Source organism: Mycobacterium sp. ACS4331, assembly GCF_001667265.1.
GTDB lineage: Bacteria > Actinomycetota > Actinomycetes > Mycobacteriales > Mycobacteriaceae > Mycobacterium.
Window position 1 is genome coordinate 1 of sequence record NZ_LZHW01000083.1, and the last position, 26,147, is coordinate 26,147.

A 26,147-nucleotide genomic window follows, 5' to 3' on the forward strand; every position below is an offset into this window, starting at 1 on the left:
CCGGGGGCGGGGGGGGGGGGTGGCGGGGGGCGCCGGGGGGGGGGCGCGGGTTTTTTTTCCCCCCCCCCCCCCCCCCCCCCACCCGGCCGGGCGGGGCCCTCCCTCCGCGCCGCGCGGCCCCCCCCCCCGGGGGATGGGGACTCGCGGGAGGGGGAGAGGGGCCCGCGTCAGGCGAAGCTCACCGTGACGTCGCCGCCGTTCGGGTCGGCGTTGGCCACCAGCGACCACGGTGCGCGATAGACCCGGCCCGGCGCGGCCGGCCACGGTGTGCGTGCGGTGCCGATGATGCGGCCGTCCTGGGCGGCGCGCAGTTTCGGCAGCCGCCGGAATTCGTCGACCCACAGCAGCAGATCACCACGCGGGGCCACCGAACCGTCGCCGCGCACGAGTTGCGGTGTGACCCAACGGAATGGTGCGGCAGCCCGGATGCGGGCGGCTGGACGCTCGCGCTGCGCGGGGTCGTGCAGGTATTCGCTCACCGAGTCCGCGACATGCCTGCCGTCCAGGGCCGCTCCATCGGCGGTGTCCACCGGGTGCAGCAGGTTGCCTGCGGCGAACACACCCAGTCGGCTGGTCGCCAGGCGCGCGTCCACCAGCGGCCCGCGTGTCGCGGCGTCCATCGCCAGGCCGGCGGAGCGGGCCAACTCATGGTCGGGGATCCAGTCGCCGGTGAACACCACTGTGTCGCATTCGATGGTGGTGCGCTCACCGGTGTCGAGGTTCTCGACCACAGCGTGGTGCACCCGGCCCCTGCCGTGCAGCGACACCAGCCGACAGCGGGTCAGCACGGGGCCCTTCAGCAGCGCGCGCCCGGGTGCCCGGAACGCGAGGTAGGCCTCGGCCCGCGGGTAGGGCGTCACCATTCCGACGCAGGCGCACCCGGCCTCGCGCAGGGTCACCACCGCCGACCAGCTGACCAGCTCGGCGCCGATGACCAGGGCCCGCGAGCCCACCTCGGCGCGATGCAGATGCACCAGGTTCTGCAGTTGACCGGTGGTCAGCACGCCCTCGGCGCGGTCGCCGGGGATCATCCGGGCGGACCGTGGCCGCTCGCGGGCACCGGTCGCCAGGACGACGGCATCGGCCGTGACGGTCTGAACCCCGAGCGGAGAGGTGAGCAGCAGCGTCCGGTCGCCGCTCCACCCGGTGACCATGGTCTCGGTGGCCAACAGCGCACCCGCGTCGCGCGCGGAGTCGGTGAGCCGACGGGCATAGGCGGGGCCCGAGATGAACCGGCGCAGATCCCGGATGCCGTACCCGAGATGATCGCTGTGCCGGGGGATTCCGCCGGTCTGGGCCTCACGTTCGATCACCAGCACATCGCCGGACACCCGGCGGGCGAGTTCGGTGGCCGCGGTCAGGCCGGCAGGACCGCCGCCGATGACCGCGACGGCCACCTTCCTGTCCAGCTGTGTCGTCACTTGTCATCTCCACCGTTGTCGTTGGCGGCCAACAACTCTCGGGTGTGCGCGCCGCAGTAGAAGCCCTGGCAGCGTCCGTTCATCACCCGGGTGCGGCGCCGCAGCCCGCTGAGATCCGCCGGGGGGATCGGGGTGGTGAAGGTGTCCCGGATCTCGCCCGCGCTGACGCGCTCGCAGAAGCACACGATGCGGCCGTACTCGGGGTCGGCAGCGATGCGCGCCTGGTCCTGATAGGGGCGCACGCCGGCCTCGCCGAGGTTGGGCACCTGCACCGGGCCGGGCAGATCGGTGCGTTCGGTGACGTCGACTCCCACCTCAGCGAGCAGGCCGACGACGTACTCGGCGATCGCCATGCCGGCGGTCAGCCCCGTGGAGCGGATCCCGCCGACCAACACGTAGTGCCGGCTCTCGTCGACGTCGATCAGGTAGTCGTCGCGGTCGATCGCCGCGCGCAGTCCCGCATAGCTCGCCGTGACCTCCTCCTCGAAGAGCTTCGGCATCAGTGCGCGCCCCTTGGTCGTGAGGAAGTCGAACCCCTCCTCGGAGGTCCCGGTGGCACCACGGTCCTGCAGGTTCTCCGACGTCGGGCCCACCATCACGTTGCCGTAGATGGTGGGACTGACCAGAACACCCTTGCCTTTCGAGGACGGTACGGCCAGCACGATGCACGGCACCATCGGGCGGGAGAGCTTGTCGAACACCAGGAGTTCCCCGCGCCGGGGGGTGACCGTGAAGCGGTCGTGGCCGAACGCCCGGTCGAGGTGGTCGGCGCCGAGGCCTGCGGCATTGATCACCCACCGGCCGCGGTGGTCGCCCGCCGAGGTGGTCAGCGTGGTGCCGTCGGCGTCGGTGTGCACCGCCGTCACGCGCGCGTTGCGGACGAGGCGCGCGCCGAAGCGCACCGCGTCGGTGGCCAGCGCCAGGTTGGTCGACCACGTGCAGATGATGGACTCGTCCGGCACCGTCAGACCCGCCAGCGCACCGGGACCCAGATCGGGCACCCGCCGGTACACCTCGTCGGCGTCGACGATCTCGCATCGGTGATAGCCGTTGCGCTCGGCCTTGTCCTTCAGCCCGGGAAGCGCCTCGCGCTCCTCATCGTTCCAGGCGACCAGCATCGCGCCGGTGCGTTCCAGGGCGATACCGGTCTGCTCGGCGTACTGACCGAGCATCTCGTAGCCGCGGGCCACCAGGCGCGACTCCAACGTCCCGGGGGTCGCGTCGAATCCGGTGTGCAGCAGCGCGGTGTTGGCCTTGCTGGTGCCGTCGCCGATGTCCTGGCGGGCTTCGGCCAGGGTCACCGACAGGGACGTGGCCGCCAGCGCACGCGCGATCGCGGCGCCGACGATTCCACCTCCGACCACGATGACGTCGCTGACATCGTCTGGTGTGCTCATCAGGGGTTGTGCTCCGGGGTGTCGAGGGTCGGCGGTTCGGGGGACTGGGTGGCCGTGGCACTGTGGCGCCAGCGGGCGAGGTGGTCGCGCGCCTGTGCGTCAGACCACTGGGGGTCGAAGGTACGGGCGGGACTCCACGGGACGACGGCGTCGGCGACGGTGAGTGAGTCGTCCAGTGCCAAGCGTGCGCATGCCGCCGCGCCGAGGGCCGTGGCGTGCAGTGACGGGTAGATGTCGACGGGGATGCGGGCCAGGTCCGCCTGGGCCTGCATGAGCACCGCCGAGCGGGTCAGACCGCCGTCGACCCGCAGGCGGGTCAGGGGCTGCCCCATGTCGGCCGCCACGGCGTCGGCCAGCGAGGCGACCTGTGCGGCGATGCCCTCCAGCAGCGCCCGCACGAGGTGCCCGCGTCCGCTGGACAGCGTCATGCCGGTGAAGGAGGCGGTGGCCCTCGGGTCCCACCAGGGGGCGGCCAGGCCCGCCAGCGCGGGCACACACAGCACGCCGTCGCTGGAGTGGGCCGCGACGGCATCCAGCTGATCGGCGCCCGAAACCAGTCCCAGGTCGACGGCCCAGCGCACGGCCGAGGCCGCGGTGTAAACCTGGCCGTCGACGCAGTAGGACCGCTGTCCGCGCAGGCCCCATGCCACTGATGTGGTGAGCCCCGCCGAGGAGCGGGTGCCGTGCGCACCGAGTTGTGCCAGCAGGAATGCGCCGGTGCCGAACGTGCACTTGGCTGAGCCCGCCTCGAGGCAGGATTCGGCCAGCAGCGCCGCCTGCTGGTCGACGATGATCCCGGCCACCGGCAGGCGGGCGCCGAAAACCTCGGTGTCGCCGACGATCTGGTCACAGTCGACGATCTCGGGTAGCTGCTCGCCACCGAGTCCGAACAGTTCGAGAAGTTCGTCGTCCCACTTGCCGGAGTCCAGATCGGTCAGCAGGGACCGGCTCGCGGTCGAGACGTCGGTGACGAACGCTCCGGTCAGCTGGTGCAGCAGCCACGTGTCGGACGTCGTCACCACGCCGTCGCGGGTCAGGTTGTCCCTGATCCACATCATCTTCGGGGCGGAGAAGTACGGGTCGAGCACCAGTCCGGTGCGGGCGGCGACCCAGGCCGCTGAATCAGTTCTCGCCGCGCACAGGGGTTCGGCGCGCCGGTCCTGCCAGACGACGGCGGGGGTCAGGGGTTCCCCGGTTCGGCGATCCCATGCCAGAACGGTCTCGCCCTGGTTGGCCAGCGCCACCGCGGCCACCGGCACACCCGCCTCGGCGAGTGCGCGGCGCCCGGCGGTGACGACGGAGTCGAGCAGCGCCCTGGGGTCCTGTTCGACTCCGCCGTCGGGCAGATACTCCGGCCGCAGGGTGACTTCGGCGACGGCGACCGCGCGACCCAACTCGTCGACGACGACGGCCTTCGTTCCCGAGGTGCCCTGGTCGATGGCCAGAAGGTGGGGCATGTCAGCCTTTTTCCGCCTGGGCGTCGAGTTCGGCGTCGATCGAGGTCATCGTCGGCATCGACAGGCCGTGCCGGCCCCGCGTCGCCATCAGGTATCCGAGATACGCTGCGCCGATCGCGACCATCACCAGAACATAGGCCCAGGCCTGCCCAAAGCTCGAATCGCGGAACAGTGCGAGTTCGAAGACCAGCCACACCAGCGCGACCACCAGGATCGGGATCTCCCAGACACCGAGGTCGAACTTCCCGTTCTGCGGCAACGTCTTCCGCTTGACGAGGTAGAGCACCACGGCCGCGGCGTACATCACCGCAGGCAGGAGGGTGGCGGCGCCGAAGAGCGTGAACAGCGCGGTCTCCGAATGCGAGAACACGGCCAGAATCAGCTGAGCCAGAACGAAGTACAGCACCGTGGCCTTGAACGGGGTGTGGAATCTCGGCGAGATCTGGCTCCACTGCTGCCATCCCGGGAAGCGCTCGTCGCGCGACATCGCCCAGGTCACCCGGACGCCGGTGATCATGATGACCAGGCCGCACGCGAAGATCGCCAGCACCACCATGATGAGCAGCAGGGTGGCCACCGCCGATCCGAGGGTGTTCTGGATGACGTCGGCGATCGGGGTGCCCGATTCCGCCAGTGCGACCGGGTCCCCGACGGCCAGCGTCACCGCGAGCAGGAACAGGAAGCCCAGCACGCCGGAGGCGAACACGGCCTGCACCATGGCCCTGGGCACCACGCGCTCGGGATCGTGGGTCTCCTCGGCCAGGTTGGCGGCGGACTCGAACCCGACGATGGTGAAGGCACCGAGCAGGAAGCCCATCATCCAGGGGCCCGCCGACGTCCAGTCGCCGAAGCTCCAGAAGCCCTCGGTGGCGACCGCGCCCTTGCTGATCAGGTTGGAGAAGTCCATTTGACCGCGGACCGCGGCGACGACGAACAGTAGGACGGTCAGCGCGACCATGCCGATCAGTTCGAGGGTCACGAAGCCGTTGTTGACCCGCTCGGCCCACGGCGTGGACAGCGCGACCAGCAGGAACTGCGCCAACAGCACCAGTGCGGTGACCACCCAGGCGATCGTGGGGGTGCCCTCGTAGCTGAGCAGCACAGGCAGGATCGTCGAGGCGATCGTGTAGTCGACCGCCACCACGACGACGGCCAGGAAGGCGAACGAGATCCAGCCGATGATCCAGCCCAGCACGGGGTTGGCCAACCGGGACATCCACTGGTAGTGGTAGCCCGTCACCGGCATCCGGGACGCCAGCGCGCCGAGTACGAACGCCACCGCCAACTGCCCGACGACGGCGATCGGCCACGTCCAGATGCCCACGGGGCCAGACGAATTCAACACTGAGCCGTATGTCGTGAAGATGCCCGTGGCGATCGAGACGAACGCGAAGGCGACCGCGAAGGACGCGAACTTGCCGGTGTGTCTCTCGAGCACGGGCGAATAGCCGAACTGTGCGAGTTCGGCGGCGTCGCGGGCGTCCGAATCAGAACCTGCCATGCTTCCTCCGTGGTGGTATAGACCAACTGGTTGAACCAGAGTATGGAGAGGGGGGCGATCACCGTCAACCCCAGAAACGCACTTTTTACTTGGGACTGGGTGCGTCTTGGTATAGACCAAGTGGTCCCGGGCGGCGCGATACCCTCATGGGATGGCGGCGCCCCAGCGAAACCACACGTCTCCGCGGTACATCGCAATCGCCGAACTCGTCCGCGAGAGCATTTCGTCCCAGCAGCTCGGACCCCATGTCCTGGTGCCCTCGGAACGTGAGCTGGCGGAACAGCACGGGGTCAGCCGGATGACCGCACGACAGGCCCTGTCGCTGCTCGAGAGTGAGGGCGTGGTCTACCGCAACCCGCCGCGCGGAACCTTCGTGGCCGAGCCCCGGGTGCGGTTCCACATCGGCAGCTTCTCCGAAGAGGTCTCCCGCCTGGGCAGGCATCCGGACGCCCGGTTGCTGTGGGCCGAGGAGCAGCAGCCCACTCCGGCGGTGCGCAGCGCGCTGCAGCTGTCCGGTGACGCGCGCGTGCACGTCTTCCACCGTCTGCGCACCGTGGACGACGTGCCGTTCGCGCTCGAGACCACCTATCTGCCCGCAGATCTCACGCCCGGAATCCTCGACGAACCCTCGTCGGGATCGCTCTGGGCGGTGCTGCGGGAGCGGTTCGGAATCACCCTGACCCGCTCCACGGCGGTGCTGGAGTCGATCGTGCTCGACGAGCTCTCCAGCCGCCAGCTCGGCGTACGGGCCGGTGCGGCGGGCACGCTGCTCACGCGGCGCACGGAGGACTCCGCGGGGCGCTGCGTCGAATACGCCCGCGACATCTACCGGGCCGACCGCGCGGCCTTCGAGGTCTCCGAGATCCTGAGCGAGTGACAAGCGCATCGCCGGTCGCGGCCTATACCTCCAGTAAGCTGGCCTATCGTGCAACCGGCCAGCGACCGGCCCAGGCGACGGCTGGGCGTGATGGGTGGGACATTCGATCCCATCCACAACGGTCACCTGGTCGCCGCCAGCGAGGTCGCGGACCTGTTCGACCTCGACGAGGTGGTGTTCGTCCCCACCGGTGAGCCGTGGCAGAAGCAGAAGCGCCACGTCACACCCGCCGAGGATCGTTACCTCATGACGGTGATCGCGACGGCGTCCAATCCCCGCTTCTCGGTCAGCCGGGTGGACATCGACCGCGGTGGCCCCACCTACACCAAGGACACGCTGCGTGACCTGCAGGCCGCCAACCCGGACACCGACCTGTACTTCATCACCGGCGCCGACGCGTTGGGCTCGATCCTGTCGTGGCAGAACTGGGAGGACCTGTTCTCCATGGCCCGCTTCGTCGGCGTCAGCCGACCGGGTTTCGAACTCGACGGCAAGCACATCTCGGCGGCCATGGCCGAACTTCCGGACGACGCGCTGAGCTTGGTGGAGATCCCGGCGTTGGCCATATCATCCACCGACTGCCGTCAACGCGCGGCCGAGTCACGACCGATCTGGTACCTGGTGCCCGACGGGGTCGTGCAGTACGTGTCGAAACGCGGTCTGTACCGCACGCCTGCCACCGCGGGCCAACCAACAGGGGTGACGCTATGACCGCCAGTGCCGAGGCAATCGAGATGGCAGGAGTTGCCGCCCGCGCGGCCGCGGCGAAACTGGCCGAAGATGTGGTCGTCATCGATGTCTCCGGTCAGCTCGTCATCACGGACTGCTTCGTCATCGCGACGGGGTCCAACGACCGCCAGGTCAACGCGATCGTCGACGAGGTCGAGGAGAAGATGCGCCTGGCCGGCCACAAACCGGCCCGCCGTGAGGGCACCCGCGAGGGCCGCTGGGTGCTGCTGGACTACGTCGACATCGTCGTGCACGTCCAGCACCGCGACGAGCGCGACTTCTATGCGCTGGACCGGTTGTGGAAGGACTGCCCGGTGGTGCCGGTCGACCTCGGCGAGGCGCCCGCGGAGGACTCCGAATGAGGATCCGTCGTCTGGTGATGCTGCGGCACGGCCAGACGGAGTACAACGCGGGCAGTCGGATGCAGGGCCAGCTGGACACGGACCTCTCCGACCTGGGCCGGGCCCAGGCCGTCGCGGCCGCCGAGGTGCTCGGCAAACGCCAGCCGCTGCTGATCGTGTCCTCGGATCTGCGCCGCGCCTACGACACCGCCGTGACACTCGCCGAGCGGACCGGGGTGCCGGTCGAGGTCGACCCCCGGCTGCGGGAGACGCATCTGGGGGACTGGCAGGGTCTGACCCACACCGAGGTCGACGCGTTGGCACCGGGTGCCCGGCTGGCCTGGCGCGACGACGCGCGGTGGGCACCGCACGGTGGGGAGAGCAGGGTCGACGTCGCCGAGCGCAGCGTGCCGTTGGTGGCCGAGATCGCCGCGGCGAACCCCGAGTGGGGCGTCGAGGAGTCCGATCGGCCGGTGGTGCTGGTGGCGCACGGCGGGCTGATCGCCGCGCTGACCGCGGCGCTGCTGGGCATCCCGGTGGACAACTGGCCGGTGCTCGGCGGGATGGGCAACGCCAGTTGGGTCCAATTGGCGGGACATTCGGCGCCCGACGCCGACTTCGCCGACATCCGGTGGCGGCTGGATGTGTGGAACGCCTCTGCGCAGGTGGCCAACGATGTCCTCTGAGCCGACGGGCGATCGCAAGACCCTGCTGGTCTTCGCCGACTCGCTGTCCTATTACGGCCCGACCGGCGGACTGCCCGCAGACGATCCCCGGATCTGGCCCAATATCGTTGCCTCCCAACTTGGTTGGGACCTCGAGCTGATCGGCCGAATCGGCTGGACATGCCGCGACGTGTGGTGGGCGGCCACCCAGGACCCCCGGTCATGGGCTGCGCTGCCGCGCGCCGGTGCGGTGATCTTCGCGACCAGCGGCATGGACTCGCTGCCGTCCCCGCTGCCGACCGCGCTGCGTGAGGGGATCCGCTACGTCCGTCCGGCGACTCTGCGCCGATGGGTTCGGGACGGCTACGGCTGGCTGCAGCCGCGGCTCTCGCCGATCTCACGTTCAGCGCTGCCGCCGCACCTGACCGTGGAGTACCTCGAGATGACGCGCGGTGCCATCGATTTCAACCGTCCGGGTATCCCGATGGTGGCGTCGCTGCCCAGCGTGCACATTGCCGACACCTACGGCCGGGCCCATCACGGCCGGGCGGGCACGGTGGCCGCGATCACCGAATGGGCGCAGCAGCACGACATCGCCCTGGTGGACCTCAAAGAGGCCGTCGCCGAACACATCTTCGCAGGTCGTGGCAACCCGGACGGCATCCACTGGAACTTCGAGGGCCACGAGGCGGTGGCGGAATTGATGCTCAAAGCGCTCGGTTCGGCGCTGGAGAAGGCCGGCGGCTGAGCGGTGCCTGTCGTCGTCACTGATTCCTCCGCTCGACTGCCCGCTGAACTCGCTGCAGCACACGGCATTCGAGTCGTCCCCCTGCACGTTCTGGTTGACGGTCATGACCTCCGGGACGGCGTGGACGAGGTTCCCCTCGACATCCACGACCGGCAGGCCACCACGGCGGCGGCGAGCCCGGCCGAACTGCGGGCGGCCTACGAGGCGGCGTTGGCCGACAGCGGCCGCGCCGGTGTCGTGGCGGTGCACCTGTCGTCGGCCCTGTCCGGCACCTTCGGCGCGGCCGAGCAGGCCGCGCGCGAACTCGATGCGCCGGTGCGGGTGGTCGATTCCCGCTCGACGGCGATGGGCACCGGCTTCGTCGCGCTGGCGGCGGCCCGTGCGGCGGCCGACGGCGCCGACCTGGTCGCCGCGGCCGCCGCCGCGCAGGCTGCGGTCTCCCGCAGCCATGGGTACATCGTGGTGCACCGCCTGGACAACCTGCGGCGCAGCGGCCGGATCGGCGGGGCCGCGGCCTGGTTGGGCACCGCACTGTCGCTCAAGCCGTTGTTGCGCATCGACGACGGGAAACTTGTTCTCGCGCAGCGGGTCCGGACGCCGAGCAAAGCCGTCGCCACCATGATCGACCGCGTCGCCGAGATCGTGGGGGACCGCAAGGCCGCGCTGGCGGTGCATCACGTCGACAACCCCGAGGGTGCCGCCGAGGTCGCGGACGCGCTGGCCGAGCGACTGCCCGCCTGCGATCCCGCACTGATCTCGGAGTTGGGCCCCGTGCTGGCCCTGCACGTCGGCGCGAGCGCCGTCGCGGTGGTGCTCGACCTGCCCGACGCGGGTTAGGCGAACCGGCCTGTCACAGGAGGCAGGTCGGCCAGCGTCACGATGCCCGGCTGCGCCGCCACCACCGCGGGCACCGCATTGGTGACCGGCATTGCGGTGTAGATCATTCCGAGACCCATGAATCCGGGTTCGGGCCAGTCCGCCGGCGGCAGGCAGTGCAGCACGGTCCGCATGTTCGGCACCCCGAAGACCTGGATGACGTGCCCATGCTCAAGTGGCTTCGGCGGCGTCACGTGATCCCCCATGGTCCAGTTGAATCCGACGGAGACGACATTGCGATCACCGACCCAGCCCCGGTGGTACCCGTACACGCTGCCGACGGTGCCCTTCGGGATGGTCATGAATCCCAGGTCGGTGTCGTCGGTGGCGGCGGTGAACTCCACGTCGAACGTCATCCGGTCCAGTTGCGCCCCAATGGCATCGGCCATCATCGCGGCGGACTCCGCGAACACCTCACTCTCCACGCGCACACTCTCGGCCAGACCCGGCGTGCTCGGATCGCGGCCGAACCCCATGGCCGACTGCGTGCCCGCCGACTCGTAGGTGGAGCAGTCCACCGACTCGGTGATCCGAATCTCGTCCACACGCTCGCAGGAACTCGACAGCACCATGCCGACCATGTTCGTGACGCCGGGATGGGCGCCGCTGCCGAAGATGCTGGATCTGCCCGCCGCACAGGCCGCCAGGATCCGTTCCCGGTCAGCCGGAGTCTGCTTGCCCCCGGTGATCCAGGCCGCGCTGGTGCAGACGTTGACGCCGGACTCGAGCAGTGCCACCAGTTCATCGATGCTGGGCCACAACGGGTTGTAGCAGCACGCGTCGGCGCCCAGCGCCAGCAGTGCGCCGATGTCGTTGGTTGCCGTGACGCCGGTGGGCTCGTCGAGGCCCGCCAATTCGGCGGCGTCCCTGCCCACCTTGTCGGCGCCGTGTGCGTAGACGCCGACGAGTTCCATATCGTCGCGCCCGATGATCGCGTGCAGCGATCGGCGGCCGATGTTGCCCGTGGTCCACTGGATCACCCGCAGGGGTCGGTTGAGGCCCGTCACGGCTGGCACGCTACCGGTGCGTGGTTGTGCACAGTGCGGTCTTCGTCCACAGGTCCCACTCTGCGGAACGCACATGCCCGCGATCGGTCGCGGCACGGATCTAACGTCGCGGCATGCGCACCGAACCACCCGTCGACCAGCTGCTGCGCCGCCTGGGGGAGCAGCCCCACGCGCGTGACGCCGACCACGCCGACGAACCCGGGGCGTCCGATGCGTCCGCGGCGCTGTTGCCGCGGTGGCTGCCCGAGGCCGAGGTGGGCCGTGACCGATCGCTGCGTGAACAGCTCTCGGCCCTGCGGGCCGACCCGGGCCGCACCGGTGCCGTGGCGCTGGCCGTCATCGCCGCCGTCGCGGTGCTGGTCACGATCATCACGCTGATGCGCGACGATCCCGCGCCGGTGGCCTCGGCCAATCTGCCCAGCGTCGAGATGGCCGGGACGGGCAGTGCGGCCCCCTCGGCTGCGCACACCGCCGCACCCGGTCCGCTGGTGGTCAGCGTCGTCGGGCTGGTGCAGACGCCCGGCCTGGTGACCATGACGCCCGGCGCGCGGGTGGCCGAGGCGATCGCCGAGGCGGGCGGCGTACTCGTGGGTGCCGACACGGTCGGACTGAACATGGCGCGGCGGCTGGCCGACGGCGAGCAGGTGGTCGTCGGCGTCACGGCGGCGCCGGGCGCGCCGCCGGCATTGGGCAGTTCGATCAGCGGCACTGGGCCGCAGGATGATTCGCCCGGCCCGGCACCGGGTGCAGCTTCCGGCCCCATCGACCTCAACGCCGCCACGGTCGAACAGCTCGACGCGCTGCCGGGTGTGGGGCCTGTCACCGCGGAGGCGATCGTCGCCTGGCGCGCCCAGCACGGCGGGTTCAGCAGTGTCGACCAACTGGGCGAGGTCGACGGGATCGGGCCGGCCCGGCTGGACAAGCTGCGCGATCAGGTGCGGGTGTGAATGAGCGCCTCGACATCCGTCTGGTGCCCGCGGCGGCGGTCGCGTGGGCGATCACCGCCGCGGGGGTGCGCTGGCCGATCGGTCCCGTGCTCGCGGCGGGATGTCTGCTGCTCGCGGTGGCAACGCTGCTGGTGCGGCCGCGCGTCGTGGGGGCTGCCGTCGTCGGGGTCGCGTGCGTGGGCGCCGGATTCGGGGTCGCGGTCACGATGCGCGCCGACGCCGTCCGCGCCCACCCGATCGCACAGCAGAGCGGACGGGTCACCGACGTCACCCTCGTCCCGACGGAATCCCCGCGATCGCTGGGCTCGGGGCGGCTGTTGATCAGGGCGGACCTGCGGCAGGTGGGTCAGGACCCCACGCGGGGCCGGGTGGTGGTCTTCGCCCCGGTCCTCGATTTCCATGCCGCCGCGGTGGGACGGCCGATGCGCTTCCCCGCACGCATCGGGCGCGCCACCCGACACGACCTGACCGTCGCGACGCTCAACGCGACGGGGCCGCCGCAGTTCGGCCGGACCTCCGCAATCCAGCGCGCCGCGGGCGCGGTGCGGGACCGGTTCGCGCTGCGGGCGCGGGAGGTGCTGCCCTCCGGGCAGGCCGCGATGCTGCCCGCACTGGTGCTGGGCGACACCTCGGCTGTCACACCCGTTGTGACCGAGCAGTTCCGGGCCGCCGGCCTGACGCATCTGACCGCGGTCTCAGGTGCCAACGTCACCATCGTGTGCGGCGCGGTCCTGTTGGCCGGCAGCCTGATCGGCCCACGCACCGCGGTCGGTCTGGCGGCGCTGGCCCTGGTCGCGTTCGTGATCGTGGTGCAGCCCACCGCGAGCGTGCTGCGGGCCGCCGTGATGGGCGCGATCACCCTGCTCGGTCTGCTCACCGCCCGGCGCAGGCAGGCGATCCCCGCGCTCGCGGCCTCGGTGCTGGCCCTGATGATCGCCGCGCCGCAGCTCGCCGTCGATGCCGGCTTCGCGCTCTCAGTCGCGGCTACGGCCGCACTGGTGGTGCTCGCACCCGTGTGGTCACGCCGACTCACCGCGCGGGGATGGCCCAAACCGGTGGCCGACGCGGTGTGTCTGGCCCTGGCCGCCAACCTGGTCACCGCGCCCCTGATCGCAGGCATCTCGGGAAGGCTGAGCCTGGTCGCCGTCCTGGCCAATCTCGCGGTCAGCGCCGTCATCGCCCCCATCACGGTGCTCGGTACCGCGGCGGCGGTGTTGGCTCCGTGGTGGCCCGGTGCGGCAACCCTGCTGATCCGATTCACCGGTCCCCAGCTGTGGTGGCTGCTGCACGTCGCGGGCTGGGCCGGCGGGTCGCCGCACGCCGCGGTGTCGGTGCCCTCGGGGTTCGCAGGCGTCGCCCTCGTGGCGCTCGGTGCGGTGGCGACCGTGCTGCTGTGGCGGGTCCGCTGGTTCCGGATCGGCGCCGGCTGTGGGGGTGTGCTCGCGGTGGCCTGGGTGCTGGCCGGGTTCGGCTAGGCGTTCTCGGGGATGTCGCCGCGGTGTGAAACGATCTTCCGCGTGAGCCAACAGGTTCCGGGCCTGCACCTCGTGCTCGGTGAAGAAGAACTGCTCGTCGAACGCGCCATCACGGCGGTGCTGCGGGACGCCCGTCGTCGCGCGGGCACCGGCGTCGGTGACATCCCGGTGGACCGCCTGCGCGCAGGGGAGGTCAGCACCAGTGAGTTGGCCGAGCTTCTGAGCCCGTCGCTGTTCGCCGATGAACGCATCGTGGTGTTGGAGTCGGCCGGTGAGGCCGGCAAGGACGCGGTGGCCCTGATCGCGGACGCGGCCGCGGATCTGCCGTCGGGCACCGAACTGGTGGTCGTGCACTCCGGCGGCGGCCGGGCCAAGGCGCTGGCCACCCAACTGCGTGACCTCGGCGCCACAGTGCACCAGTGCGCCAAGATCACCAAGGCCTCCGAGCGCGCCGACTTCGTCCGCGCCGAATTCCGGGCGCTCAAGATCAAGGCCAGCGAGGAGACCATCACGGCGCTGCTCGACGCCGTCGGCTCCGACATCCGGGAACTGGCCGCGGCGTGCTCCCAGCTGGTCGCCGACACCGACGGTCAGGTCGACGCCGCCGCGGTGCGCCGCTATCACAGCGGTAAGGCCGAGGTGAAGGGGTTCGACATCGCCGACAAGGCCGTGGCGGGGGACGTCGAGGGTGCGGCCGAGGCGTTGCGCTGGGCGATGCTGTCCGGTGAACCGCGGGTGGTGCTGGCGGATGCGCTCGCCGAGGCCGTGCACACCATCGCCAGGGTGGCCCCGTTGTCAGGGGATCCGTACCGGCTGGCCGGAGAACTGGGTATGCCGCCGTGGCGCATTCAGAAGGCGCAGAAGCAGGCGCGCAGATGGTCGCGCGATCGGGTCGCCACCGCGCTGCGATTGGTGGCGGACCTGAACGCCGACGTAAAAGGAGCGGCCGCCGACGCAGACTATGCGCTGGAGGCGGCCGTTCGAAAGGTCGCCGAACTGGCCGACCAGGGTTAGATCAGAGAGAAAGTGGTGCTCAGAGCTTGTTGAGCGCCAGGGCGAGCGCCGACTTCTTGTTGGCGGCCTGGTTCTTGTGGATCACACCGGCGCTGGCGGCCTTGTCGAGCTTGCGCGAGGTCGCGGTCAGCAGCTCGGTGGCCTTCTCCTTGTCACCGGCCTCGACGGCCTCACGGAACCCGCGGACAGCCGTGCGAAGCGACGACTTCACCGACTGGTTGCGCAGACGGGCGCGCTCGTTGGTGCGGATGCGCTTTTCCTGCGACTTGATGTTGGCCACGCGTGTAAGTCCTTCGAGTTCTCGAGCTGGGTGTGATTGCTGGAGCAGTGTCCAGTGCCCGGCTGCGGGCAGCGACTGTTCAGGTTACCAGCTGGGCTGCGGATTCCCCAAAGCGCACGGAGTGACGCTGCGATCAATCAGCTGGCCTGCCGAAATGGCGAACGTGGGGCAGCATGTGACGGGTGAGTCTCCGAACGTTGCCGAGCGAGGGCGGACGCCAGTCCCAGAAATCGCGTTCCGCCCGTAAATATGAGCAGATCTTCGACGGGTACAACAAGCTCGGTTCATACGCCCAGGCGTTCGACGAGATGTTCGACGCCGACGGCAACGTGCGGGGCCCGTACCGCGGCATCTATGCCGAACTGTCGCCGTCGGACGCCTCCGAGTTGGCGGCGCGGTCGGAGGCGCTGGGGCGCGCCTTCATCGACCAGGGCATCACCTTCTCGCTGTCCGGCCAGGAGCGGCCGTTCCCGCTGGACCTGGTGCCGCGGGTGATCTCGGCGGCCGAGTGGTCGCGCCTCGAGAAGGGCATCAAACAGCGGGTCACCGCGCTGGAGATGTATCTCGACGACATCTACGGCGACCAGGAGATTCTCCGGGACGGTGTCATCCCGCGTCGCCTGGTGACCTCGTGTGAACACTTCCACCGCGAGGCCGCCGGCATCGTGCCGCCCAATGGGGTGCGCATCCACGTCGCGGGCATCGATCTGGTCCGTGACGGCCAGGGCACGTTCCGTGTGCTCGAGGACAACCTCCGCTCGCCGTCGGGAGTCTCCTATGTGATGGAGAACCGCCGCACCATGGCGCGGGTGTTCCCGGACCTGTTCGCCACCCATCGCGTCCGCGCGGTCGGTGACTACTCGTCGCACCTGCTGCGGGCACTGCGCAAGGCCGCCGCCACCAACGAGGCCGACCCGACCGTCGTCGTGCTCACGCCCGGGGTCTACAACTCCGCCTACTTCGAGCATTCGCTGCTGGCCCGGCAGATGGGCGTCGAACTGGTCGAGGGGCGTGACCTCTTCTGCCGGGACAACACCGTCTATATGCGCACCACCGAGGGTGAACGCCAGGTGGACGTCATCTACCGGCGCATCGATGACGAGTTCCTCGACCCGATGCACTTCCGGCCCGACTCGGTGCTCGGGGTGGCCGGCATCCTCAATGCGGCCCGGGCCGGCAATGTCGTCATCTCCTCGGCGATCGGCAACGGAGTCGGCGACGACAAGCTGGTCTACACCTACGTGCCGACCATCATCGACTACTACCTGGGGGAGAAGCCGCTGCTGGCCAATGTCGACACCTTCCGGTGCTGGCTCGACGACGAGCGTGAGGAGGTGTTGGACCGCATCGATGAGTTGGTGATCAAGCCCGTCGAGGGCTCCGGCGGCTACGGCATCGTCTTCGGCCCCGACGCCTCGGAGAAGGAACTGGCGACCATCCGCAAGAAGGTGCAGTCGGATCCGCGCGGGTGGATCGCCCAGCCCGTGGTGCAGCTGTCCACCGTGCCCACCCAGATCGACGACGCGCTGGCTCCGCGTCACGTCGACCTGCGCCCCTTCGCGGTCAACGACGGCGACGAGGTCTGGGTGCTCCCGGGCGGGTTGACCCGGGTGGCGCTGCCCGAGGGATCGCTGGTGGTCAACTCCAGCCAGGGCGGCGGCTCGAAGGACACCTGGGTGCTCGCGTCGCGCACGTCGTCGGCAGACCGTGAACTGGCCGCCGCCGAGGTCGTCCGCAAACTGCCCACCTCGCCGCGCTCCACCGACCGGGCGTCCAAGAACGGGAAGGCCTCCAGCACAAAGGAATCCAATCAGCAACAGCAGCAGCAACAACAGTCCGGCGCGGGCACCCACCAGCAGCAGCAACAGCAGCAGCAGGAGGTGATGCGCTGATGCTGGCACGCAACGCCGAGTCGCTGTACTGGATTGGGCGGTATGTCGAACGGGCCGATGACACCGCGCGCATCCTGGACGTCACCGTGCACCAGCTGCTGGAGGACTCCAGCGTCGACCCCGACGAGACGTCGCGGGTGCTGCTGAAGGTGCTGGGCATCGAGCCACCCGACGAACAGCTGGACGTGTGGTCGTTGACCGACCTCGTGGCGTTCAGCCGCAACCTCGAGGGCGGCTGCTCCATCGTCGACGCGATCTCCGCCGCCCGCGAGAATGCCCGGGGCGCACGCGAAGTGACCTCGACCGAGATGTGGGAGTGCCTCAACACCACCTACAACGCCCTGGCCGAACGTGAGCGCGCGGCACGCCGGCTGGGCCCGCATGAGTTCCTCGGCTACGTCGAGGGGCGTGCGGCGATGTTCGCGGGACTGGCCGACTCGACGCTCTCGCGCGACGACGGCTACCGGTTCATGGTGCTGGGCCGGGCGATCGAGCGCGTCGACATGACGGTGCGGATGCTGCTGTCCCGTGTCGGCGACAGCGCGTCCTCACCCGCGTGGGTCACGGTGCTGCGGTCCGCCGGTGCCCACGACACCTACCTGCGCACCTACCGTGGGGTGCTCGACGCCGGCCGGGTCGTCGAATTCATGCTGCTGGACCGACTTTTCCCGCGGTCGGTGTTCTACTCGCTGCGGCTGGCAGAGCACAGCCTCGACGAACTGCTCAACCGGCCGCACAGCCGCCTCGGCGCGACCGCCGAGGCTCAGCGCCTGCTCGGCAGGGCGCGCAGTGAATTGGAGTTCCTGCGTCCCGGCATGCTGCTGGAGTCGCTCGAGACCCGGTTGGCCGGGTTGCAGAAGACCTGTTTCGACGTCGGCGAGGCCCTCGCGACGCAGTACTTCCACTCCGCGCCCTGGGTGGCGTGGACCGACGCCGGACACGACTCACTGGTCATCGAAGAGGGTGAAATCTGATGTGGCGCATGCGCGTGGTGCATTCAACCGGGTATGCGTACAAATCCGCGGTCACGGCGTCGTTCAACGAGGCCCGGCTGACGCCGCGGTCGGATTCGCGGCAGAACGTGATCCTCAACCGGGTCGAGACGGTGCCGGCCACCCGGTCCTACCGCTACGTCGACTACTGGGGCACCGCGGTGACGGCCTTCGATCTGCACGCACCGCACACCGAACTCGAGGTGACGGCGTCCTCGGTGGTCGAGACCGAACGGCCCGACCCGCCCGAGACCACCGTCACGTGGGAGGACCTGGCCTCCGAGGCGGCCATCGACCGCTTCGACGAACTGCTCAGCCCCACGCACTACACCCCCGCGAGCAGGCGCATCGAACGCGTCGGCCGGGGGATCGCCAAGAACCACGACCCGCAGCAGGCTGTCATCGAGGCCGCCCGCTGGGTGCAGGGGGAGCTCAAGTACGTGCCCGGCACCACGGGTGTGCACTCCTCGGGCCTCGACGCGCTGCGTGAGGGCCGGGGCGTGTGTCAGGATTTCGCGCACCTGACGCTGATCCTGTTGCGCGGCATGGGGATCCCGGCCCGATACGTGTCGGGTTATCTGCATCCCAAGCGCAACGCCAAGATCGGCGACACGGTCGACGGGCAGAGCCACGCCTGGATTCAGGCCTGGACCGGGGAGTGGTGGCACTACGACCCGACGAACGATTCGCACATCAACGAGCAGTACATCAGTGTCGGTGTCGGCCGGAACTACTCCGACGTCACCCCGCTCAAGGGCATCTACTCGGGGGAGGGGTCGACCGACCTCGACGTGATCGTGGAGATCACGCGCCTGGCGTGAGCTCACCTGCGCCGAGACTGCGGTGGCTGCGAAGAGGTGCCGCGTTCGTCGCACTCCCCGCAGTCTCGGCGTCGAGAAGGCTCAGCCGACCGTGACCTGGTGCAGGTCGTCACCCAGTTCGATGCGGCCGTCGAACTCCTCGGCAGCCAGCGCCCGCCACTGTTCCTCCTGCCCGGGGACGAGGCCGGGCACGTAGTGGGTCAGCACAAGCGTGCCGACACCGGCGCGCTTGGCGGTGGCCGCGGCCTGCTGCACCGTGGAGTGGTAATCGCAGATGTCCCGGATCCGCTGCATGGGCATCAGATCGACCAGTTCCTGGCGAATCACGGTGTGCACCAGAGCGTCCGCGCCCCGGGCCAGGTCATCAAGGCCTTGGCACGGCACAGTGTCACCCGCGAGCACCACGGAGTTGCCCGCGAAGGACACCCGGAACCCGATCGTCGGTTCGACGGGGCGGTGGTCGGTGGGGCCCACGGTGATGTTGACCCCGTCACGGTCCCACACCGGACCGTCGACGTGCTCGGAGACCTCCACCGGCGGAGGCTCATTGAGGTCAGCGTGATGCGCGATGCGGTACCCGATGTCGAACCCGAATGCCTTCAGTGTCGCCGAGACCACTTCGGCGGTGCCGGGCGGACCGATGATCGGCAACGGCACCTGTTCGGTGAAGGTGGTCACCCACCGCGTGATGATGACGTCGCCCAGATCCGCGATGTGGTCACTGTGCAGGTGCGTGAGCAGCAGTGCGTCGAAGGCGTTGGGGCCGACTCCGAGCGCGGCGGCGCGTTGCAGCACACCGCGACCGCAGTCCACCAACAGCGTCTGCCCGCCGGCGCGCACCAACGTCGAGGGGCCCGCGCGGAGTGGATCGGGAATGGGGCTGCCGGTGCCGAGCAGGGTGATCTCAATCGTCATGGGTGTTCTCCTATCGCACCCCGACGCTCGACGCGGGGAATTCGGCAGTGTTGGAGCCGAACCGCTACCGCCGTCGCCGAATCGGATTTAATCTGGTGTGAACTGGATCACAGTGGAGGCTGTCATGCGGATCGCCGACGTACTGCGCAACAAGGGGTCCGATGTCGCGACGATGCGCCCGGAGGCGACGGTGCGCGAACTGTTGGCCGGTCTGGCGAGCCACAACATCGGTGCCATGGTGGTGGTCGGATCGGCCGGCGTGATCGCCGGAATCGTGTCCGAACGCGATGTCGTCCGCAGGCTGTACGAGCACGGGCCCGACGTTCTGGAGTTGCCGGTCTCGCAAATCATGACGCCCGCGGTGGCCACCTGCGGGATGGACTCGTCGGTGGACGATCTGTCGGAGATGATGACGCACAACCGGGTTCGCCACATTCCGGTGCTGGTGGAGGGGCGCCTGGCCGGCATCGTGAGCATCGGTGACATCGTCAAGACCCGCCTCGAGGAGCTCAAGGCTGAACAGGAGCAGTTGCAGGCCTACATCACCCAGGGCTGAAACGTCCTGTTTGCTGTGCCAAGCTGGACGAGATGAACTTCCCTGACGCCGACCCCCAGGTCGCCCCGGCCCGCAAGGCCGATGTCCGCGAATTGGCGCACACCCTCGGTCGTGCGTTCTTCGATGACCCCGTCGCGATGTGGATGATTCCCGACTCCGGACGGCGGGCCCGAGCACTGCCGATCAGCTTCGGGGCGATGGCTCGTCATCACTATCTGCCCGGCGGTGGGCTCGACGTCGCGACCGACGGCATGCACGTCGCCGCGGCGGCGCTGTGGTCGCCGCCCGGTGGCTGGCGGACGACCCGCGGTCAGGAGCTCCGGATGCTCCCGAGCTTCATCCGGGCCGTCGGCACGCAGGTCTCGCGGGCCCGGCAGGCCGACGAGCTGATGAAGGAGAACCATCCCGAGGAGCCGCACTGGTATCTCGGGGTGCTCGGCAGCGACCCCACGTTCCGTGGGGCGGGCTACGGGCGCGCCCTGATGGACTCCCGGCTGGCCCAGTGCGACGCCGAAGCCGCTCCGGCCTACCTGGAGTCCAGCAAGGCCGACAACGTCCCCTACTACGAGCGGTTCGGGTTCGTCGTCACCGGTGAGCTCACCCTGCCCGACGGCGGTCCGACGCTGTGGCAGATGTGGCGAGCGCCGCGCTGACACCCCCGAGAAGAGCCGGGATTCCGGCTGTCCTGGGGTTTTGAGTCCGGCAGCCTCTTCTGGGCGCCTAGCTCCAGGAGTACTCGCTGCGCAGGCGCGCGGCCACGACCTCGAACCGGGTGCGCTCAAGGATCGCCCCTTCGCGACGGATGCCCTCCTCGGGCACGTCGAGAACTCGGTCGAGGCGGACCCAGCTGGGCCGCCCGTCGTAGTCCCAGCTTCCGGCGCCGATCCCGACCCAGTTGCGGTCATCGGAGTGGTGGTTCTGGCTGGAGAGCATCAGGCCGAGCAGCATGGTGCCGTCACGTCCCACCACCAGGACGGGCCGATCCTTGCCACGGGTCGGGTCGTCCTCGAAGACGACCCAGGTCCACACGATCTCACCGGGGTCGGCCTTGCCGTCGAGGTCAGGGGCGTAGGTCACACGACGGGCGCGATGCGCCGTCGGGACGAAGCTGCTGGTCACCGGACGACCGGCGGTGATGGCCGCGGGAGCCTCAGCGCCGGCACCCGCGAGCGCGTCGATGCCCACCTTGAGGCCCTGCTGGATGCCCTGCTGAATCGAGCGCTGAACAGCCTGGGGATTCTGCAGATTTCTGATCAGCCGCGGCGCTTCCTTGAACACAAGCTGCTCTGCGAACTTCTGGAATGTCTTCCATTGGGACGCCATAGCCGCCAAGCATAGGCGGTCGCGGCGATGCTCGATTGTGTCGCAACCACCCGGGGTCGATACTCTGGACAGGCCCACAGGCTCATCGACACCGCGCTTACCAGGAGATTCCCATCAGCAGCTTCGCCGACAAGACGTTCACTGCGCCGGCGCAGATACGGAACTTCTGCATCATCGCCCACATCGACCACGGCAAGTCCACCCTGGCCGACCGGATGCTGCAGCTCACCGGCGTGGTCGACGAGCGCTCGATGCGCGCGCAGTACCTCGACCGGATGGACATCGAGCGTGAGCGTGGCATCACGATCAAGGCGCAGAACGTGCGGCTGCCCTGGACCGTCCGGGAGGGCGACCGGGCCGGCGAGCAGTTCGTGCTCCATCTCATCGACACCCCCGGTCACGTGGACTTCACCTACGAGGTGTCCCGCGCCCTGGAGGCCTGCGAGGGGGCGGTGCTGCTGGTCGACGCCGCTCAGGGAATCGAGGCGCAGACGCTGGCGAACCTCTACCTCGCGCTCGACCGGGACCTGACGATCATCCCGGTGCTCAACAAGATCGATCTGCCCGCCGCGGACCCCGACCGCTACGCCGGCGAACTGGCCCACATCATCGGCTGCGATCCGTCGGACGTGCTGCGGGTGTCGGGCAAGACCGGTGTCGGGGTGGCCGAACTGCTCGACGAGGTGGTCCGGCAGGTGCCCGCGCCGCAGGGCGACGCCGATGCGCCCGCGCGGGCGATGATCTTCGACTCGGTCTACGACATCTACCGCGGCGTCGTCACCTATGTGCGTGTGGTGGACGGCAAGATCACCCCGCGCGAACGCATCGCGATGATGTCGACGGGCGCCACCCACGAACTGCTCGAGGTCGGCATCGTCTCGCCGGAGCCGAAAGCGACCGAGGGCCTGGGCGTCGGCGAGGTGGGTTACCTCATCACCGGTGTGAAGGACGTCCGCCAGTCGAAGGTCGGTGACACCGTGACCACCGCACGGCGCGGTGCCACCGAGGCACTGACCGGGTACCGCGAACCCAAGCCGATGGTCTACTCGGGGCTGTATCCCGTTGACGGCTCGGACTACCCGAACCTGCGTGACGCCCTCGACAAGCTGCAGCTGAACGACGCGGCCCTGACCTATGAGCCCGAGACCTCGGTGGCGCTGGGCTTCGGCTTCCGCTGCGGGTTCCTCGGACTGCTGCACATGGAGATCACCCGGGAACGGCTCGAGCGTGAGTTCGACCTGGATCTGATCTCGACCTCACCCAACGTGGTGTACCGGGTCGAGAAGGACGACGGCACCGAGATGACGGTGACCAACCCGTCGGACTGGCCCGAGGGCAAGATCCGCACGGTCTACGAACCCGTCGTGAAGACGACCATCATCGCCCCCAGCGAGTTCATCGGCACCATCATGGAGTTGTGCCAGTCTCGCCGCGGCGAGCTCGGCGGGATGGACTACCTGTCTCCCGAGCGTGTGGAACTGCGCTACACCATGCCGTTGGGCGAGATCATCTTCGACTTCTTCGACTCGCTGAAATCCCGCACCCGCGGGTACGCCAGCCTCGACTACGAGGAGGCCGGCGAGCAGGAGGCGTCGCTGGTCAAGGTCGACATCCTGCTGCAGGGGGAAGCCGTCGACGCGTTCTCGGCGATCGTGCACAAGGACTCGGCGTTCGCCTACGGCAACAAGATGACCACCAAGCTCAAAGAGCTGATCCCACGGCAGCAGTTCGAGGTGCCGGTGCAGGCCGCGGTCGGCTCGAAGATCATTGCCCGCGAGAACATTCGGGCCATCCGCAAGGATGTGCTCAGCAAGTGCTACGGCGGTGACATCACCCGCAAGCGCAAACTGCTCGAGAAGCAGAAGGAAGGCAAGAAGCGGATGAAGACGATTGGCCGCGTCGAGGTTCCGCAGGAGGCCTTCGTGGCCGCCCTGTCGACCGACGCCGCTGCCGACAAGGCCGCGAAGAAGTAGACGACATGCGGGCCGCGCTGGCGATCGCATGCATCGTGAGCGCGCTGCTGTCAGCGGGGTGCAGCCGAACTCTCTCCGGCACACCGCAGTCCGCGGCCTCTGGGGCTGGGAGCTCGCTGGCCGACATGCTGCTGCCCGTGGATGAGGTCAACGACATCGTCGGCACCTCCGATTTGGAGATCGTCGAGAGCGTCGAGGAACTGACCGACAACAGCATGTACGCCTCGGAGCTGGAGTGCCTTGGGGCCCTGTACCACTCGGAGATCACCGTCTACGACGACAGCGATGTCGTGGGCGTCCTGGACCAGATCATCACCGAGCCCGACGACGACGGTGAGCACTGGGTCGAGCAGACGGTGGTGCGGTTGTCCTCGGCGGGCAGGGCCGACGATTTCGTCAACCAGGCCAAGGTGGACTGGTCCAACTGCATTGGCGAGGACGTCGTCATCGACGACGACGCGGGTGCGGCGACCTGGCGGTTCGAGGGCGTCACGATCGAGGGCGACAGCATCGCGCAGACGGCGCGGACTGAGGGCGGCGAGGTCTGGCGCTGCCGGCACGTGATGCGGTCGAAGGGCGACGTCGTCATCGAGGCCTCGGTGTGCGGTGAGTCCGTGCAGGGTGAGGCCGAGGAGCTCGCGGAGCGCATCGCCGCACGGGTGGGTTAGGGCCCTCTTTCCTCTTTCTCGCGAGCGACCAGCATTCCCGCGAGCGTGCATGTCTGTACGCAACACGCCGGGGTTTGGCGTACCAACCAGGCCGCTCGCTGGTCGGTGGAGTCCCGCGAGTGACCGGTCAGGTACGCAGCATCCCGACGCTGGGAGTGCCACACTGGTCGCTTGCGGGACGGGGGAGTGGGTCGAGCACGAACTCGCCCCATGCGCGCAGAGCCTCAGCGGGATACGCCGATCCGCGATCGCGCGCTAGTGCGATGAGAGCCCTTGCAACAGAAGTTATTCCATCGCCGGTGCGCCGCGTTGCGGACACGAGTTCGTCGAAGGCGTCGCGCTCGGTGTAACCGCGGACGGCCATGAGAATGCCTGTGGCGATGTCGATGTCACGGCGCGAGGAGCCAACTGTCGGCCCGGTGCTGATGTGGTGCATGGGTCTCCCTCCCTGTGTTTCTCAGTGTGCGTGGGAGAATCGGCGCGCGTAAGACATCGACGCACCGTGATGCTGAAACCCGACGAGCGGCCGGTCTTGTACGCAACACGCCGAGGGGTGACGTACAGACGCCCCGCTCGCGGGAGATCCCCAGCCCGCTCGCGGGAGATCCCCAGCCCGCTCGTGGGCCGGGGGAGCCCCCGGCCCGCTCGCGGAAGGCTCCCGGAGGGGCTACTCCAGGGTGACGTCCGGGCGCTTGGCGGCCAGGCCCGCGCCGGTCGCGAAGAGCGCCACCAGCAGGACGAGAACACCGACAGCGATGGGCGTCGAACCGCCGACCAGATCCGGCAGATTCTGCAGAATCAACGCGAAGATGACGACCAGGCCCAGCAGGGCGGCACCTGGTGCGACGAAGGCCCGCCACGGCGACACCTCCAGTGCCTGCCTGCGCCGGGCGAAGAACGCCAGCACCGCCACGGTGGTGGCGATGAGAAGGACCACGATGCCGACCGTCGAGATGCCCGCCAACCAGGTGTAGAACTCGGTCACCGGGTCCAGGCCGATCAGCGCGCCGCCGATGATGAACAGCCCCACCACGATCGAGTCCGCGCCTGAGGCCAGGTGCGGCGAGGCGTGGTTGGCGTGGGCCTCACCGAGCGTGCCCGGGAACAGCCTGCGGTTGGACAGCGTGAACACGTAGCGCGAGACGATGTTGTGGAACGACAGGATGCACGCGAACAGGCTGGTCACGAAGAGCACCTGGATGATGTGCAGGCCGACGGTGCCCAGGTACTGCTCGGTGGCTCCCGGCAGCAGACCCGAGGGGTCGGCCTGGGCCTGTTCCACCGGCTGTCGCCCCAGGCCGTGATCAGGGCCCACGTGGAGACGGCGTAGAACACGCCGATCAGGATGAGCGACAGGTAGGTCGCACGCGGGATGGTCCGGACGGGATCGCGCGCCTCGTCGCGGAACACCGCGGTGGCCTCGAAGCCGATGAAGCTCAGGATCGCGAACAGCAGTGCGATACCGGGTGCGCCGGAGACGATCTCCGACGGCGTGATGATGCCGGTGGACAGACCCTCATAGCCGCCCGTGACGATGACGACGGCGTCGAGGACCACGACGATCGCCACCTCGGCGATCAGCAGGATGCCCAGCACATCGCGGGACAGGTCGATGTTGCGATGCCCCAGAATCGTGACCACCGCGAAAGCGGCCAAAGCCCAGAAGCCCCAATGAATGTCGGGAAGACCATAGGAGGCGAACAGGGCTTGTGCGCCCTGGCCGATCAGGCCGTAGACGCCGATCTCCAACGCCAGGTAGGACACAAGCGCCACCAGGGCGAAACCGAAGCCGGTGGTCCGGCCCAGCCCCTTGCCGATGTAGGAGTAGAACGCCCCGGCGTCGGGAACGTGGGGTGTCAACGCCGTGAAGCCGACGGCGAACAGCAGCACGATCAGCGTGCTGACGATGTAGATCGCCGGGAAGCCGATGCCGTTGCCGCTGGCGATGCCCAACGGCACGGGACCGCCGATGACGCCGAGTGGCGAGGCCGCCGCCACGACGACGAAGACGATGCCCCAGACACCCAGCGAGCCTCGGAGCCTGCGGTGTGGGCGGTCGGATTCCTGGACCGCGTTCGGATCCTCGAGTTGGTTCGCCATTGATCGTCCCCTTGGGTTGGCGCGACGGCACCACACGGTCCGTCGCGGAAGCCACCACAAAGTACGTCGCGGCCCGACGGGGACGGAGAGTTCAAATCAGTGCGAATGTATGGCCGGTGAACACAGTGCCCCTCGGGACGGTGGGAGGCGGTGAAACGCTCACCGCGATCGG

Annotated in this window: 26 protein-coding genes and 1 pseudogene; 16 read left to right on the forward strand and 11 right to left on the reverse strand. The window is 69.0% G+C overall.

Annotated features, from left to right (window positions below; genetic code table 11):
- Nucleotides 1-167 precede the first annotated feature (167 nt).
- Genes A5727_RS19265 through A5727_RS19280 form a run of 4 tightly spaced genes read right to left on the reverse strand, consistent with a single transcriptional unit; the run spans nucleotide 168 to nucleotide 5,776 of the window.
- Entirely contained in the window at nucleotides 168-1,421 is a 1,254-nt protein-coding gene (locus tag A5727_RS19265; protein ID WP_231992161.1) for an NAD(P)/FAD-dependent oxidoreductase, read from the reverse strand.
- Nucleotides 1,418-2,818: an NAD(P)/FAD-dependent oxidoreductase gene (locus A5727_RS19270; RefSeq protein WP_068253346.1), complete on the reverse strand. Its 1,401-nt coding sequence runs from the start codon at nucleotides 2,816-2,818 to the stop codon at nucleotides 1,418-1,420. The genes A5727_RS19265 and A5727_RS19270 overlap by 4 nt, the downstream gene beginning before the upstream one ends.
- On the reverse strand, nucleotides 2,818-4,275 hold the full coding sequence (locus tag A5727_RS19275) for an FGGY family carbohydrate kinase (RefSeq protein ID WP_068253351.1): 1,458 nt from the start codon (nucleotides 4,273-4,275) through the stop codon (nucleotides 2,818-2,820). The genes A5727_RS19270 and A5727_RS19275 overlap by 1 nt, the downstream gene beginning before the upstream one ends.
- A gap of 1 nt (nucleotide 4,276) precedes the next feature.
- Nucleotides 4,277-5,776, reverse strand: coding sequence for an amino acid permease (locus tag A5727_RS19280; RefSeq protein ID WP_068253352.1), 1,500 nt, complete (start codon nucleotides 5,774-5,776; stop codon nucleotides 4,277-4,279).
- 151 nt (nucleotides 5,777-5,927) lie between these two features.
- On the opposite strand from A5727_RS19280, the gene A5727_RS19285 reads away from it, so the two are divergent.
- From A5727_RS19285 to A5727_RS19310, 6 genes are all read left to right on the forward strand, one after another.
- The gene (locus tag A5727_RS19285; protein ID WP_068253355.1) at nucleotides 5,928-6,653 is read left to right on the forward strand and encodes a GntR family transcriptional regulator; all 726 of its coding nucleotides are present in this window, start codon (nucleotides 5,928-5,930) and stop codon (nucleotides 6,651-6,653) included.
- Nucleotides 6,654-6,734: 81 nt separating this feature from the next.
- Nucleotides 6,735-7,364, forward strand: coding sequence for a nicotinate-nucleotide adenylyltransferase (gene nadD, locus A5727_RS19290; protein WP_286150199.1), 630 nt, complete (start codon nucleotides 6,735-6,737; stop codon nucleotides 7,362-7,364).
- Entirely contained in the window at nucleotides 7,361-7,744 is a 384-nt protein-coding gene (gene rsfS, locus A5727_RS19295; RefSeq protein WP_068253359.1) for a ribosome silencing factor, read from the forward strand. Before nadD ends, rsfS begins: the two co-directional genes overlap by 4 nt.
- Nucleotides 7,741-8,409, forward strand: a complete 669-nt coding sequence (gene gpgP, locus A5727_RS19300; protein ID WP_068253361.1) for a glucosyl-3-phosphoglycerate phosphatase — start codon at nucleotides 7,741-7,743, stop codon at nucleotides 8,407-8,409. The genes rsfS and gpgP overlap by 4 nt, the downstream gene beginning before the upstream one ends.
- Nucleotides 8,399-9,136, forward strand: a complete 738-nt coding sequence (gene octT / locus A5727_RS19305) for a diglucosylglycerate octanoyltransferase (protein WP_068253364.1) — start codon at nucleotides 8,399-8,401, stop codon at nucleotides 9,134-9,136. Before gpgP ends, octT begins: the two co-directional genes overlap by 11 nt.
- A 3-nt stretch (nucleotides 9,137-9,139) precedes the next feature.
- The gene (locus tag A5727_RS19310) at nucleotides 9,140-9,973 is read left to right on the forward strand and encodes a DegV family protein (protein ID WP_068253365.1); all 834 of its coding nucleotides are present in this window, start codon (nucleotides 9,140-9,142) and stop codon (nucleotides 9,971-9,973) included.
- Here the strand turns inward: A5727_RS19310 and A5727_RS19315 are convergent.
- Nucleotides 9,970-11,019 carry an NAD(P)H-dependent amine dehydrogenase family protein gene (locus tag A5727_RS19315; RefSeq protein WP_157521464.1) on the reverse strand — a complete coding sequence of 350 codons (1,050 nt, stop codon included), beginning with the start codon at nucleotides 11,017-11,019 and terminating at the stop codon, nucleotides 9,970-9,972. The two genes, A5727_RS19310 and A5727_RS19315, sit on opposite strands and share 4 nt — an antisense overlap.
- Before the next feature lie 113 nt (nucleotides 11,020-11,132).
- Here A5727_RS19315 and A5727_RS19320 point away from each other — a divergent pair, with 113 nt between their 5' ends.
- Genes A5727_RS19320 through holA form a run of 3 tightly spaced genes read left to right on the forward strand, consistent with a single transcriptional unit; the run spans nucleotide 11,133 to nucleotide 14,455 of the window.
- Entirely contained in the window at nucleotides 11,133-11,966 is an 834-nt protein-coding gene (locus A5727_RS19320; protein WP_068253381.1) for a ComEA family DNA-binding protein, read from the forward strand.
- On the forward strand, nucleotides 11,963-13,441 hold the full coding sequence (locus A5727_RS19325; protein ID WP_502687694.1) for a ComEC/Rec2 family competence protein: 1,479 nt from the start codon (nucleotides 11,963-11,965) through the stop codon (nucleotides 13,439-13,441). The genes A5727_RS19320 and A5727_RS19325 overlap by 4 nt, the downstream gene beginning before the upstream one ends.
- Before the next feature lie 42 nt (nucleotides 13,442-13,483).
- Nucleotides 13,484-14,455 carry a DNA polymerase III subunit delta gene (gene holA, locus A5727_RS19330; protein WP_286150196.1) on the forward strand — a complete coding sequence of 324 codons (972 nt, stop codon included), beginning with the start codon at nucleotides 13,484-13,486 and terminating at the stop codon, nucleotides 14,453-14,455.
- Nucleotides 14,456-14,474: 19 nt separating this feature from the next.
- On the opposite strand, the gene rpsT is transcribed toward holA, so the two are convergent.
- Nucleotides 14,475-14,735 (reverse strand): 30S ribosomal protein S20, encoded by a 261-nt coding sequence (gene rpsT, locus A5727_RS19335; RefSeq protein WP_068253389.1) that lies wholly within the window; start codon nucleotides 14,733-14,735, stop codon nucleotides 14,475-14,477.
- 308 nt (nucleotides 14,736-15,043) lie between these two features.
- Between rpsT and A5727_RS19340 the strand changes: the two genes are divergently transcribed.
- Genes A5727_RS19340 through A5727_RS19350 form a run of 3 tightly spaced genes read left to right on the forward strand, consistent with a single transcriptional unit; the run spans nucleotide 15,044 to nucleotide 18,440 of the window.
- Nucleotides 15,044-16,627: a circularly permuted type 2 ATP-grasp protein gene (locus A5727_RS19340; RefSeq protein ID WP_502687695.1), complete on the forward strand. Its 1,584-nt coding sequence runs from the start codon at nucleotides 15,044-15,046 to the stop codon at nucleotides 16,625-16,627.
- Nucleotides 16,627-17,601 (forward strand): alpha-E domain-containing protein, encoded by a 975-nt coding sequence (locus A5727_RS19345; RefSeq protein ID WP_068253395.1) that lies wholly within the window; start codon nucleotides 16,627-16,629, stop codon nucleotides 17,599-17,601. Before A5727_RS19340 ends, A5727_RS19345 begins: the two co-directional genes overlap by 1 nt.
- Nucleotides 17,601-18,440, forward strand: a complete 840-nt coding sequence (locus A5727_RS19350) for a transglutaminase family protein (protein WP_068253396.1) — start codon at nucleotides 17,601-17,603, stop codon at nucleotides 18,438-18,440. The genes A5727_RS19345 and A5727_RS19350 overlap by 1 nt, the downstream gene beginning before the upstream one ends.
- 81 nt (nucleotides 18,441-18,521) lie before the next feature.
- Here the strand turns inward: A5727_RS19350 and A5727_RS19355 are convergent, their stop codons facing one another.
- Nucleotides 18,522-19,355: a ribonuclease Z gene (locus tag A5727_RS19355; RefSeq protein WP_068253403.1), complete on the reverse strand. Its 834-nt coding sequence runs from the start codon at nucleotides 19,353-19,355 to the stop codon at nucleotides 18,522-18,524.
- 124 nt (nucleotides 19,356-19,479) lie between these two features.
- Here A5727_RS19355 and A5727_RS19360 point away from each other — a divergent pair, with 124 nt between their 5' ends.
- Both A5727_RS19360 and A5727_RS19365 read left to right on the forward strand, forming a co-directional pair.
- Complete coding sequence (locus A5727_RS19360) at nucleotides 19,480-19,911, forward strand: CBS domain-containing protein (RefSeq protein WP_068253405.1); 432 nt, start codon at nucleotides 19,480-19,482, stop codon at nucleotides 19,909-19,911.
- Nucleotides 19,912-19,943: 32 nt separating this feature from the next.
- Nucleotides 19,944-20,564, forward strand: coding sequence for a GNAT family N-acetyltransferase (locus tag A5727_RS19365; RefSeq protein WP_068253407.1), 621 nt, complete (start codon nucleotides 19,944-19,946; stop codon nucleotides 20,562-20,564).
- Nucleotides 20,565-20,631: 67 nt separating this feature from the next.
- Here A5727_RS19365 and A5727_RS19370 read toward each other — a convergent pair whose 3' ends face one another.
- Nucleotides 20,632-21,234, reverse strand: a complete 603-nt coding sequence (locus tag A5727_RS19370) for a type II toxin-antitoxin system PemK/MazF family toxin (protein WP_068253416.1) — start codon at nucleotides 21,232-21,234, stop codon at nucleotides 20,632-20,634.
- Here A5727_RS19370 and lepA point away from each other — a divergent pair.
- Nucleotides 21,233-23,207 (forward strand): annotated as a pseudogene (gene lepA / locus A5727_RS19375) (translation elongation factor 4). The gene A5727_RS19370 and the pseudogene lepA overlap by 2 nt on opposite strands.
- Nucleotides 23,208-23,212: 5 nt before the next feature.
- The gene (locus A5727_RS19380; protein WP_068253420.1) at nucleotides 23,213-23,875 is read left to right on the forward strand and encodes a sensor domain-containing protein; all 663 of its coding nucleotides are present in this window, start codon (nucleotides 23,213-23,215) and stop codon (nucleotides 23,873-23,875) included.
- Nucleotides 23,876-24,002: 127 nt separating this feature from the next.
- On the opposite strand, the gene A5727_RS19385 is transcribed toward A5727_RS19380, so the two are convergent.
- From A5727_RS19385 to A5727_RS28480, 3 genes are all read right to left on the reverse strand, one after another.
- The gene (locus A5727_RS19385; protein ID WP_068253423.1) at nucleotides 24,003-24,311 is read right to left on the reverse strand and encodes an ANTAR domain-containing protein; all 309 of its coding nucleotides are present in this window, start codon (nucleotides 24,309-24,311) and stop codon (nucleotides 24,003-24,005) included.
- Between the two features lie 231 nt (nucleotides 24,312-24,542).
- The gene (locus A5727_RS28475; protein ID WP_353612270.1) at nucleotides 24,543-25,157 is read right to left on the reverse strand and encodes an APC family permease; all 615 of its coding nucleotides are present in this window, start codon (nucleotides 25,155-25,157) and stop codon (nucleotides 24,543-24,545) included.
- Nucleotides 25,058-25,975 carry an APC family permease gene (locus A5727_RS28480; RefSeq protein ID WP_353612271.1) on the reverse strand — a complete coding sequence of 306 codons (918 nt, stop codon included), beginning with the start codon at nucleotides 25,973-25,975 and terminating at the stop codon, nucleotides 25,058-25,060. The genes A5727_RS28475 and A5727_RS28480 overlap by 100 nt, the downstream gene beginning before the upstream one ends.
- Between the last annotated feature and the right edge of the window lie 172 nt (nucleotides 25,976-26,147).